The sequence below is a fragment of the Flavobacterium sp. genome (assembly GCF_047602195.1).
In the GTDB taxonomy this organism is placed as follows: Bacteria; Bacteroidota; Bacteroidia; order Flavobacteriales; family Flavobacteriaceae; genus Flavobacterium.
Window position 1 is genome coordinate 166,330 of the sequence record NZ_JASGHW010000001.1, and the last position, 11,906, is coordinate 178,235.

An 11,906-nucleotide genomic window follows, 5' to 3' on the forward strand; every position below is an offset into this window, starting at 1 on the left:
GCCAATGCAGATTAACTTATCGTTAAGCTAATGCTAACTATTGCAGGTACTGTTTGACCGAAACCCAAAAGGTTTGCTGCTGGTCGATGAACACATTGTGCGCGGCATTTTCAACATAAATCAGATTGGCTTTTCCGATGAGCTGGCCTAGTTTTTCAACTTGTTCGACCGAATACAGTCCATCTTCCACACCATAAATCCCAAAGATTTTGATTTTATTGGAAACCAGGCTACGGATGTTTTGCGTCAGGTCGAGCGTGGTGTATTTTTCGTTTTTCCAAAATCCCATCGGTGCCTCGCGCGTCATCGCGGTCACGTATTTGTAATTGGGATTGGGTGCCATTTGCTGGTAGATCAGTTTGGCTTCGTCGTTGGGTTTTCTGGGCGTGTAGAATCCGTTTTGCATGGCGTGCATGAAACTGTACGATGCATATTCCATACTCGAATGGTCCATGGCCGCCAGCATGTCAAGGTATTTGAGGTTCACTTGGTCATTTTTGGACTCATACAGTTTGCGCGAAGCGTTTTGTATCGTCGCGAAAGATTCCTGCAACGCCACCGGGGCACTGACCAGAAGGACACTGCCCACGTTTTGTGGAAACTGCTGTGCGTACAAAATCGCCACGATACCGCCAAAACTGTGTCCCATCAGGTTCAATTGGTTGAGGTCGTATTTTGTACGGATGCTGTTGATGTCCGAGAAAGTCTGTTCGAAATTGAACCTGGCGTTGGTATCCACCGAACGGCCCTCGCCACGACGGTCATAAACGATAACGAAAAAACCTTGGTCGGCGAGTTTTTGCGCGGTCGAAATCTCGAACCCCGCCGAATTATACCCCGGCCCGCCGTGCAGGAAAAGGATGGGCTTGTCCTGCGGTTTGCCAAAAGTCTTGACGTACAGTTCCTGTGCCTGGGCAATCGGAAAGGAGAGCGCCAATAAAAATAGAAGGATGATTTTTTGGATGGATTTCATGATTTCTGATTTTAAGTTCTGGGTTTGGATACCAAAGTTTCTCGAATGTTACATTATTGTTCTTCTGCAAACTGTCGGTTCATCTTCTGGAGGTTTTCGATGACCTCATTGAGTGCGCCGTTTTGTTTTCTGATGGTTCTCGGCCGGATGTAAAACCAGCTCAATGCGATCCACAAAGCAGTTAAACCATAAGTCAATCCAAAACCAAGCGCGCCCATCCGGACCGCATATTCATACATATACAGGAAAATCCCGCCCGACAGCATTACAAAATACAAACTCATGATTGTGGTTTGCAAATACAATTGCTTTTGTTGGATTTGCAGCATTTGTTTGAGGAAATCGGCGGTGCTGCTGGTCGCATCGGTTTTGCGCGTCATCGGGATCAGTTTTCCCGAAGCGATGATTTGCATCACGATGGCGATTACTACAATCAAAGTACCCAATTTGGTCGTGGGCATTTTTGGATCATAATGCAGTACAATAAAAATGATGAAGGCCAAAGTGGCTGCAAGCAAGGCGTTCCCGAACAGCGTTTTGCGTCTGGTGTTTCGTTGCACTTTAAGTGCCTTGGCGATGATTTCTTGCGGATCGGGAATGTTCGGCTGGTTGCTTTGCCAAAGTTCGTTGAAATTAGTCACGGTCATAGCGTCTGAATTTTTCGGTTAATTTTTCTTTGATGCGGTGGATCTTGACACGTACATTCGCTTCGGAAATGCCCACGATGGAAGCGATCTCTGCCTGTTTGATGTCGTCGAGTTCCAATGAAATAATGATGCGGTCGATTTCCTTGAGCTCGCTGATGCATTGGTACAGGAAAGCGATTTTACCTTCGGGGGAAACCGAATCCGCTTCGGCAATCTCGTGCCGGAAATGGTCTTTGGGCAGCCGTTTCTGGCGTTCGATCTGCCGCAGGCAATTGTTGACCGCAATCCGGTAAATCCAGGTGCTGATCGCCGATTCGTTCCGGAAGGTGGCCAGTTGCTGCCAAACCGTTACAAAAGTATCCTGGGCGATGTCCTTGGCCCAATCGTCGTCGTTGACGTAACCGCGGCACAGGCGGTAAATTTTTTGCCAGTAGGCGGCGTAGATTTGTTCGAATTGCATCTTGATCTGTTTTGAGGCTTTGATACGCCAACTTACAAAATGTTACAAAATAAAAAACTCCGGCGAACCAGAGTTTATTTTAAGGCTTTCCTTTCGGAATAAATCTATTTTGTTAGTCTGACAGCGAAGCGGTCTATCTTCTATTTGCCGTCCTTGTCGACGACGATACGGTCCTTTCGGTTGGCCAATTCCCAGGCGACCATGAAGGCGAGGTGTGTTCGTTTGGCCAAAGCCTCATATTCGATCTTGTCGGCGTCATCACCGGGCTGGTGGTAATCTTCGTGGATGCCGCTGAAGAAAAACACCGACGGCACACCGTGTTTGGCAAAATTATAATGGTCCGAACGGTAATAGAAACGGTTCGGGTCATCGGGTGCGTCGTATTTGTAATCGAGCGAAAGTTTGGTGTATTTGGCATTGGTCGCCTCGATGATGTTGAACAGGTCGGTCGACAATTTGGCCGAACCGATGCTGTACATGTAATCGCTCGAAGCGACGTGTTCCTTGTCATGGCGGCCGATCATGTCGATGTTGACATCGGCTACGGTATTCTTGAGCGGGAACAACGGATTCTCGGAATAATAACGCGATCCGTGCAAACCGTGTTCTTCGCCCGTGACATGCAAAATCAGGATCGAGCGTTTCGGGCCATGTCCTTCTTTTTTGGCCTTCTGGAACGCCTTGGCCATTTCGAGCAAGGCCACCGTTCCCGAACCGTCGTCGTCTGCCCCGTTGTAAACCTCGCCGTTTTTCATGCCTACATGGTCGTAATGCGCCGAAAGCACGACAATTTCGGCTGGTTTTTCAGAACCTTCAATAAAGGCCCAGATGTTTTCGGAATCCCCGAGTTTCTCGCCGTATTTTTTGTTCATGAATTCGGCAGGGACTTTCTGGTAATAATCGGTAGCGCCCGGCGGATAGGAAATCCCCGCGGCCTTGTATTGTCGGATCAGGTATTCACCCGCTTTCTTTTGTCCGGCTGAACCCGTTTCGCGTCCTTCCATTTCATCGCTCGCGATCACGTACAGGTGTGTTTTCATTTCGTTGGCTGCAATCGAATGCATGTATTTTACCGGATCGGCAGCTTTGTGTACGGCATCTTTGGTGTTCTTGCACGATACAAAGAGCGCGATGGTCAACAGCAGGACAATTTTTTTCATATCAATCAGGATTGTTTCAGGCATCAGTCTCGCTAACCTGAAATTTGTAACATTTTATTCCAAATATAAAGCGGTGTAGATCATCAAGGCAATGATAAAGAACAACAGGAAATTGGCATTGATGATGAACAACAGGAAACTCTTGGTTCTCGAAACGGCCTTGCTTTCGCCAAAAAAACGCCGATGCGAACGGAAAAAATAAAAGAACCACCAGCACAGCATGGGAAAGATCAGGAAAGCCATAAAGTCGTTGAGTCCTTCGCTGAGGTACGAAGTGATGCTTTCCAAAGTCATGAAAATCGAAAGCGTGAGCAGCAAGAACGAAAAATAATGCAACGTAAAAATACCGTTGTCAAAATAATACCAACGTTTCTTGTCGTGGAACAGCCAAACGAAAAGCGCAAAGAACGGCATGTAAAGAAACAACGCTTTGGGGATGTTGTGCACGATGGCCTTACCGAATTTTTTTCGGAATTCTTCTGGTGTCGTCTCGCCATTGACTTTGGCCAGGCGTCTTTGCAACCATTTGCTGAGACCCGTGGCGCGTTTTTCGGCGGGAAGTGTCTTTTGTACCGAATCGAACTTTTCGGCCGATTCATAATCCCCGAAGGTCAATCCGTCGCCGAGGTTGGCCCTCTTGATCGAATCGGTGAATTGCTTGGCTTCGGCACGGTCGCGTCCACTGAAATTGTAATTGGTTGTCGTTTTGTCGTCCGGGTTTTCCGATTCGTTCGACGGCAGCACGCTCATCAGGAAAAAGGTCACGAAACTGATGAAGATATACAATCGGACCGGGGCAAGATAGGACATCCGGCGGCCCGACATGTATTCCTTGGTCAGCGATCCCGGGCGGAACAACAAATTGCGGATCGTTTTCCAGAATGCATTCTCATAATGCGTCAAATCTTCAAAAAAGTGGACGAATAAATGGTGGAACGTCTTTCGGGTATCGGTGTTTTCCTGGCCGCAATTCGGACAATATCTTTTTTCAACGACCTGACGGCAATTCAGGCAGGTCATGTCTTTTCTGAGTTGGTGTTTACTCATGGAGTAGGGTTTGTTTGGCGTTTAAAAATAGGAATTATTCCAAAACTTCCTCGAGGAAATCCATAAAATGTTGCCACGAGCGCTTGTCGGCTTTTTCGTTGTAGGCCACGCCTTTGGAATTGTCGTTTCCGGCTTCGGGCTCGGTAAAGGCATGTACGGCGTTGGCGTAATAAATCATTTGCCAATCGGCTTTGGCATCGTGCATTTCTTTTTGGAAGCCCTTGATTTCGTCTTCTGGGACAAAAGTGTCGTCGGCGCCATGGCAGACCAATACTTTCGGCTTGATGGCAGTGGTTTTGCGCGTGGCATCTTTGCCCAAACCGCCGTGGAAAGAGACGACGCCTTTGACCTGCATACCGCTTCGGGCTGCCTCGAGTGCACCGGTTCCGCCAAAACAATAGCCGATCACAACGACTTTTTCCTTATTGGTCCCGAGCATGATGAGTTGGTCGAGTGCCAGGGCGATGCGTTTTTGGTAAGCCACGACGTCTTTTTTATATTGGCCGGCCATTTTTCCGGCTTCGGTGTTGTCTTTGGGATAATTGCCTTCGCCATAGATGTCGGCAATGAATACAAAATAACCTTGCTTGGCCAATTTTTCGGCGACCAGTTTCGAATGGTTGTCAATCCCCCGCCAGGCCGGAAGGATCAAAATCCCTGGGGCATTCTTGATGCGTTTTTCGGGAATGACGGCCACACCGTTGAGTTTTTGCGCGCCGTCTTTGTAGGCCACATTTTTCATTTGTGCGTGGGCAAAAGCCGCGAACAGGAAGATTGCAGTAAGCGTAATGTAATTTTTCATCGGGAGTTGTGTTTTTAGGGTTTTAAAATTAGGCAATTTCCGATAAATAAGAAAGCCGCATTTTTGGTGCGGCTTTTCTTTGTATTGGGAGCGATTATCTGGTTCGCTCGATCTGTTTTTTTTCTTCGGCCTTCTCTTTCATGGCCTTTCGCTTGGCTTCCTGTTTTTCTTTGGCCTCTTGGGCTTTTTTATTCTGGAAGTCACTGTCGGCGGCTTTTTTGGCAGCCTGGTCTTGTTCCTTTTGCGTTGGCTTTGGTGTTTCTTGCTCTTTTTGTTCGGTTTGGGCCGAAGCGATGAAACTGAACGCAAAAAATATAAATGTTAAAACTATTTTTTTCATCATTCTGCAATTTAAAGTTTTATTCTTTTGTGCTAAAATAAAGTTTAGTTGATGGGCTATTTACATTTTCCGTGCCAATTAACCTATCTTTAACTTCAAAATTAAACCTGTTTAAACGCTAAAAACCAACTTTTTACCATGGCCTCCACCGCGACGACACCAGACGAATACCTCAATACTTTGCCGACTGACCGAAAAGAAGCCTTGACGAAGTTAAGAAATATTATCTTACAAAACTTGCCCAAAGGTTTTGACGAGCGCATGTCTTATGGCATGGTCGGTTATGTCGTACCGCACGAAACATTTCCGGCGGGCTATCATTGCGATCCCAAACTGCCGTTGCCTTTCCTGAACATGGCCTCACAGAAAAATTTCATCGCGCTGTACCACATGGGATTGTATGCCGACAAGAATCTATACGATTGGTTTGTGGCCGAATATCCAAAGCATTCAAAGACCAAACTCGATATGGGCAAGAGTTGCATCCGCTTTAAAAAGATGGATGCGATTCCGTATGAACTCATTGCCGAACTGGTCCAGAAAATGTCGGTTTCCGATTGGGTAACATTGTACCAGCGTATGCTCCAACGTTAAAATTGTTAATGGAAATCTTATAAAAGTTACAAAGGCTGATGTAATCAGATTTGGGGGAATTATGTCCAATTTTGATTCATGAACCAAGCTATCCGATTTCCGTTTTATGCCAAACTGGCCTTTACCTTGTTGAGCCTCGGCTTGATTATGGCGTTGTTTTATTACGGCCAGGACATCATCATTCCCTTGTTGCTGGCCCTGTTGTTTGCTATTCTATTGCGGCCGATTGTCACTTTTTTGACCGGCAAACTCAAACTGCCGCATGTGATTGCCGCAATCGTGGCCGTACTGATTTTTGTAACCTTCTTTGTCGGGATTTTTTATTTCATCTCGATGCAGGTCAGCGACATGGCGCACGACTGGGGCAAGATCAAACAAAACCTCAATCTGCATTTCAACAACCTGCAGGAGCTCGTGCGCGAGAATTTCAACCTGAGCAAACGCGAGCAGGAAAAAATCATAGACGATGCGACCAAGGATTCGATGAAAACCGGAAAGGAACTCGTAGGCACGACCTTATTGTCGTTTACCGATGTGTTCATGAATCTCATCCTGATTCCAATCTATACTTTCCTATTCCTTTTGTACCGCAACCATTTCATCAAATTTCTGTGCAAATTGTTCAAGGCCGAACACCACCACCGGTTGCGTGACATTCTCGGGCAGATCAAGGTATCGGTGCAAAGTTACATCCTCGGGCTGCTCATCGAGATGGTCGTGGTCTCGGTGTTGACCTCGCTCGGTTTTATGATCATTGGCATCAAGTATTGGATTTTGCTCGGTGTGATTACCGGAATCCTGAACCTGATTCCTTACATCGGGATCACGATTGCAGGCGTCATCAGTATTGTCGCTTCGTTGACCGGTTCGGCCGATTTGTCGATCATCATCGGTGTGATCGTCGTGAACATCGTCGTGCAATTGATCGATAACAATTTGCTCGTCCCGATGATCGTAAGCTCCAAGGTACAGGTCAACGCGATGGTTTCGATAGTCGGGATCATCATCGGGGGCGCGCTCGGCGGATTTTCGGGCATGTTTCTCGCGATTCCCGTCATTGCCATCCTCAAGGTCATTTTTGACCGCATCGAACCGCTCGAACCCTGGGGGTATTTGATGGGCGACGATTTGCCCAAGACCTACGAATGGCACAGGATCAAATTTCCGTTGTATTCGGAAAGTTCGAGCGACACGATCAACTTCGGTCAGGACGTCAAGATAGAAATCGTAACGGAAACCACCACCACAACGACCACCACAGAAGATACCAACACGCCAAAATAAAACCCAATGAGACCCTACAAAACAGTCAAGAATTATGCGCGAAACCGCAGCATTGCCCTGACGGATACGTCCGTAGAGCACACCTTGAGCGCCAAACGGTTCCTTATCGCCCTGGCCGATGTCTTCCTGTTTATCGCCCAGGTTTTCCGCAATACATTTGCCCGAGGATTCGAGTTCAGGGAATTTTTCAAACAATGTTTCCAGATCGGGAACAAATCGCTAGGACTCATATCTATCACGGGATTGATCATTGGTTTGGTATTGACGATCCAGTCGCGTCCGGTATTAATCGATTTCGGTGCGGTCAATATGTTGCCGAGCATGGTCACGATTTCACTGCTGCGCGAAATGGGCCCGGTCATCACGGCGCTGATCTGTGCCGGGAAAATCGGATCGAGCATGGGCGCCGAATTGGGTTCGATGCGCGTGACCGAACAGATCGATGCGATGGAAGTTTCGTCGACCAACCCGATCAAATTCCTCGTTGTGCCGCGCGTACTGGCTTGTACGTTGATGATCCCGCTGCTGACCTTGTATGCCGATGCGCTTGGGATTTTCGGCGGATGGATGGCGGCCAACATCAAGGGCGACATCAGTGCGGTCTTGTTCATGACCCAGGCGTTCCGCGATGTGGAATTCATCGATTTCATCCCGGCCTTCATCAAGTCGTTTTTCTTCGGAATGGTCATCAGCCTGGTGGGATGCTACAAGGGATACAATGCCAAGAATGGAACCGAAAGTGTAGGCGTGGCAGCCAACACGGCCGTAGTAACTGCTTCATTGCTCGTGATTTTTGTCGATTTGATTGCCGTCCAAATAACCGATTTGTTATGAAAAAGCCAGATACAAATACCCAAACCGTCATCGACATCCGCAACCTCAAGAAAAGTTTCGGGCCCAAGGATGTACTCAAAGATGTTTCCCTGCAGCTCAAAAAACAGGAAAATTTGGTTGTGCTCGGCAAATCGGGAACCGGCAAGTCGGTGTTGATCAAATGCATCGTACGGCTGCTCAAGGCCGATGCGGGCGAGATCGAAGTCTTTGGCGAGGAAGTCAACGCACTCGACAAGGGCCAACTCGATGAGGTGCGTCGCAAAATCGGTTTCCTGTTCCAGAGCGCGGCCCTGTACGATTCGATGACCGTACGCGAGAACCTCGAATTCCCGCTGCGCCGCATCCGCAAAGGATTGTCTGAGGCCGAAATCGACGAGAAGGTGCAGCAGGCTTTGGAAAACGTCGGTTTGGCCGAAGCCATCGACAAGATGCCCAGCGAACTCTCGGGCGGAATGCGCAAACGGATCGGACTCGCGCGCACGATCATCGTCGATCCCGAAATCATCCTATACGATGAGCCGACGACAGGACTCGATCCGGTGACCTCGAACGAAATCAGCATCCTGATCAACGAAATCCAGCAGAAATACAAAGCCTCGTCGATCATCATCACACACGATATGGAATGTGTGCGCACCGTAGCCGACCGCATCATCATGCTCAAGGAAGGCGAGGTCTATAAGGAAGGCAGCTTTCAAGAATTTGAAAAGGACAACGACGGCTACATCAGCTCGTTCTTTAAACCGCAAAACCAAGAACTTAATAAGAATTAACATGGAAAGATCACAGAATTTCAAGGTACGTTTGGGTGTATTCATCGCCGTCGGGCTCACGCTATTTGTGCTCGCGATTTTTATCATCGGGAAGCAGAAAAACCTGTTCGACCCGGTCATCAAGATTTCGGCGCGTTTTGAAAACGTCAGCGGTTTGCAGGTGGGCAGTTCGGTGCGTTTTTCGGGCATCAATATCGGAACCGTAGATGCCATCCGCATTGTCAACGATTCGACGGTCAAGGTCGATATGCTGGTCAAGAAAGAAGTGCAGCAATTCATCAAGGCCGATTCTGAAGCGGGCATAGGTTCGGAAGGATTGATCGGCGATAAACTCGTCGTGCTTTCGCAAGGCAGCGTTGGGGCCGCGACGGTCAAGGACGGCCAGGTCATTCGCGCAGCCGAACCCATCGAGACCGATGCGATTTTGGCGAGCCTGCAGATTACGGCCGACAACGCCGCATTGGCCACGGGCGAAATCAATGAGATTTTGGGAAAAATCAATAGCGGCAAGGGAACCTTGGGCAAGCTCATCCAAGACCCGACGATGGCCAACAACATCGACAAGACCATCGTAAACCTCAAGAACAGTACGAAAGGTCTGGATGAGAACATGAAAGCCGCGCAGGAGAATTTCCTGCTCAAAGGTTATTTCAAGCGCAAGGCCAAAGCCGCCGAGAAGGCCAAGAAGGAAGCCGAAAAGAAAAAAGAAAAAGAAGCCAAAGCCGCAGCCGAGGCCGCTGAGAAGGCCAAAGAGCAATCCGAGAATGAAAAAGAAGAAAACAAAAAATAAAGTAATCGCATTTTGCGTTATATTTGATTAAATTTTAATGACATGAATGCCCAGGACGAACTCAATGAAAAAATAATGAAGATTACCACGGCCATCCGTGAGAATTATCCGGAATTGCACAAATACCTCAATGAAATGCCGGTCACCATTCCTTCAGAAGCCCATCCGCATGTAGACCTCGAGGCCATGCAAAAATACTATGACTCGCTGGTGACCATCTTCCGGAATTATGTAGCCGAGCACCAATTGCAAAATCCCAACAGGGTTTACAAAGACCATCACTTATAAGATCGGATTGTCGATCAGCTACTTACCGAAGCGCCCTCCAAGGGCGCTTTTTTTATTAGTCCAATACATACAAAATCGGCTACCTGCAAATCATATAATTTATACGTAAAGTTTTGTAAGGCATTACCCTTACTGGGTTCGCATCTTTGTAATGTAGATTTCTCAATCGAATCTACGCCACTAAATCTAACAAAATAATTAGCCATGAACACATTGAAAAAAACCGTATGCGCCCTTATGATTTTAGCCGCTGCCAACGCCTCGGCACAAGGAGAACCGATCAAGCCAACTGCCGATGGCGACAACCGCGACCAGTTTGGTTTCGGGATCCGGGCCGGTCTCAACATTTCTAATGTCTATGACGAGGAAGGCGAGGATTTCATCGCCGATTCGAAAACCGGATTTTACGGCGGTGCCTTTGTATCGGTGCCACTCGGAACGATTATCGGTATCCAGCCCGAGGTGATTTATTCGCAAAAGGGATTCAAGGCCACCGGTACTTTTTTGGGCGGTTCGTACGATTTCGAACGCACGACGAGCTATCTCGACATCCCGTTGCAGTTGTCGATCAAGCCGATTCCGCAATTGACCTTTTTGGTCGGGCCGCAGTTTTCGTACCTGCTCGAAACCAAGGATGATTTCAACGAAGGAACCATTACGCTGGTGCAGGAGGAAGAAATCACAGATGACAATTACAAGAAAGGCGTCATCGGGGCCGTGGTTGGGGTAGAAACCAATTGGAAAGGACTGTTCGTTTCGGCCCGTGGCGGTTGGGACATCACCAAGACCGATACCGATGGCGATTCGACTTCGCCGCGCTATAAAAACCAGGTCATCCAATTTGGACTCGGATACACTTTCTATTAAAGGGAAGAATTGCTAAAACTAAAAGAAGAATAAAAAGAATTAATCATTTAAAATTTTGCATCATGAACACAGGAAAAGTAGCATTAGGAGTATTGGCAGGTTTGGCCACCGGAGCTATTCTGGGCATTTTGTTTGCGCCAGATAAAGGCTCGGTAACCCGTAAAAAAATCGCCGATAAAGGTAAAGATTCACTCGACGGTCTTAAAAACAGATACAATCATGTGATTGACAACCTGTCGTCCCGTCTCGAAGCAGTGAAACAAAACGGCCACGCTCATGTAGACGAAGCGTATGAGTTTGCCGAAGATCTCAAGAATTCAGCCAAAGGATAAATCTAAGCCATTCAGTCATGAAAGATAAAGCAATAATAGTGGAAATGCTCGTGGACAAAATCGAGGAGTACGCCAAAACCAGTGTCGAGCTTTACAAGCTCAAAGCCATCGACAAAGGAACGGATGTATTCACTTCATTCATCTCCCGCGTGGTCATTATTTCTATTATTGCTTTGTTTTTCTTGTTAATCACCATCGGGTTGTCGCTGTATCTGGGCGACGTACTCGGAAAAACCTATTACGGATTTTTCGCCGTGGCCGGAATTTACATCAGCATCGGAATTATACTCTTGATTTTCCGAAGATCATGGCTTGAAAATCCGCTCAACGATTACATCGTCCGACAAATCTTTAAAGAAAAGAAAAGATGATCACTACCGTAACCGACAACAAATCGCTCAACGAAGCCATTGCGTTCCTCGAAAGGAAGCAGCAGTCCGATTTGTACCTGCTCAAGGAACATTTCGAGTTTACCAAGGAGCAGCTCAATCCGATCCATATCATCAAGGAAGAATTCAACGACGCGATTTCTTCGCCCGAACTCAAAGGGAAATTGATCAAAGGCGCCGTGGGTTTGTTGACGGGATTTTTGGCGAAGAAATTCGTCATCGGTTCAGGCGCAGGCGTCGTTTCCAAATTGGCCGGAACCGCTTTGCAAACTGGCGTTACCGGATTGGTAATGAAAAATATCCCTGAGAAAATGTCAACCGTCAAA

At 47.5% G+C, this 11,906-nt stretch carries 17 protein-coding genes; 10 read left to right on the plus strand and 7 right to left on the minus strand.

Annotated features, from left to right (window positions below; all coding sequences use genetic code 11):
* Nucleotides 1–37: 37 nt before the first annotated feature.
* The 7 genes from QM717_RS00910 to QM717_RS00940 all read right to left on the minus strand — a co-directional run bounded on the left by QM717_RS00910 (nt 38) and on the right by QM717_RS00940 (nt 5,429).
* Nucleotides 38–973 (minus strand): alpha/beta hydrolase, encoded by a 936-nt coding sequence (locus QM717_RS00910; protein ID WP_415033902.1) that lies wholly within the window; start codon nt 971–973, stop codon nt 38–40.
* 53 nt (nt 974–1,026) lie between these two features.
* Entirely contained in the window at nt 1,027–1,620 is a 594-nt protein-coding gene (locus tag QM717_RS00915) for a hypothetical protein (RefSeq protein WP_415033904.1), read from the minus strand.
* Entirely contained in the window at nt 1,607–2,080 is a 474-nt protein-coding gene (locus QM717_RS00920; RefSeq protein ID WP_415033906.1) for an RNA polymerase sigma factor, read from the minus strand. Before QM717_RS00920 ends, QM717_RS00915 begins: the two co-directional genes overlap by 14 nt.
* Before the next feature lie 140 nt (nt 2,081–2,220).
* Nucleotides 2,221–3,240: a M28 family metallopeptidase gene (locus QM717_RS00925; protein ID WP_415033908.1), complete on the minus strand. Its 1,020-nt coding sequence runs from the start codon at nt 3,238–3,240 to the stop codon at nt 2,221–2,223.
* 54 nt (nt 3,241–3,294) lie between these two features.
* Entirely contained in the window at nt 3,295–4,287 is a 993-nt protein-coding gene (locus QM717_RS00930; protein ID WP_415033910.1) for a DUF3667 domain-containing protein, read from the minus strand.
* Between the two features lie 34 nt (nt 4,288–4,321).
* The gene (locus tag QM717_RS00935) at nt 4,322–5,089 is read right to left on the minus strand and encodes a dienelactone hydrolase family protein (RefSeq protein WP_415033912.1); all 768 of its coding nucleotides are present in this window, start codon (nt 5,087–5,089) and stop codon (nt 4,322–4,324) included.
* A 94-nt stretch (nt 5,090–5,183) separates the two neighbouring features.
* Complete coding sequence (locus QM717_RS00940; protein ID WP_415033914.1) at nt 5,184–5,429, minus strand: hypothetical protein; 246 nt, start codon at nt 5,427–5,429, stop codon at nt 5,184–5,186.
* Between the two features lie 138 nt (nt 5,430–5,567).
* On the opposite strand from QM717_RS00940, the gene QM717_RS00945 reads away from it, so the two are divergent.
* The 10 genes from QM717_RS00945 to QM717_RS00990 all read left to right on the plus strand — a co-directional run.
* Complete coding sequence (locus QM717_RS00945) at nt 5,568–6,023, plus strand: DUF1801 domain-containing protein (RefSeq protein WP_415033916.1); 456 nt, start codon at nt 5,568–5,570, stop codon at nt 6,021–6,023.
* Nucleotides 6,024–6,101: 78 nt separating this feature from the next.
* Entirely contained in the window at nt 6,102–7,307 is a 1,206-nt protein-coding gene (locus QM717_RS00950) for an AI-2E family transporter (protein WP_415033918.1), read from the plus strand.
* 6 nt (nt 7,308–7,313) lie between these two features.
* On the plus strand, nt 7,314–8,141 hold the full coding sequence (locus QM717_RS00955; protein ID WP_415033920.1) for an MlaE family ABC transporter permease: 828 nt from the start codon (nt 7,314–7,316) through the stop codon (nt 8,139–8,141).
* The gene (locus QM717_RS00960) at nt 8,138–8,914 is read left to right on the plus strand and encodes an ABC transporter ATP-binding protein (RefSeq protein WP_415033922.1); all 777 of its coding nucleotides are present in this window, start codon (nt 8,138–8,140) and stop codon (nt 8,912–8,914) included. Before QM717_RS00955 ends, QM717_RS00960 begins: the two co-directional genes overlap by 4 nt.
* 1 nt (nt 8,915) lies before the next feature.
* On the plus strand, nt 8,916–9,704 hold the full coding sequence (locus tag QM717_RS00965) for an MlaD family protein (protein ID WP_415033924.1): 789 nt from the start codon (nt 8,916–8,918) through the stop codon (nt 9,702–9,704).
* A 42-nt stretch (nt 9,705–9,746) separates the two neighbouring features.
* Entirely contained in the window at nt 9,747–9,992 is a 246-nt protein-coding gene (locus QM717_RS00970) for a hypothetical protein (RefSeq protein WP_415033926.1), read from the plus strand.
* 204 nt (nt 9,993–10,196) lie between these two features.
* Nucleotides 10,197–10,859, plus strand: a complete 663-nt coding sequence (locus tag QM717_RS00975; RefSeq protein WP_415033928.1) for a porin family protein — start codon at nt 10,197–10,199, stop codon at nt 10,857–10,859.
* A 62-nt stretch (nt 10,860–10,921) separates the two neighbouring features.
* Nucleotides 10,922–11,191, plus strand: a complete 270-nt coding sequence (locus QM717_RS00980) for a YtxH domain-containing protein (RefSeq protein WP_415033930.1) — start codon at nt 10,922–10,924, stop codon at nt 11,189–11,191.
* Nucleotides 11,192–11,208: 17 nt separating this feature from the next.
* Complete coding sequence (locus QM717_RS00985; protein WP_415033932.1) at nt 11,209–11,562, plus strand: hypothetical protein; 354 nt, start codon at nt 11,209–11,211, stop codon at nt 11,560–11,562.
* A partial coding sequence (locus tag QM717_RS00990) for a hypothetical protein (protein ID WP_415033934.1) occupies nt 11,559–11,906 on the plus strand: 348 nt, incomplete at its 3' end. The genes QM717_RS00985 and QM717_RS00990, both read left to right, overlap by 4 nt.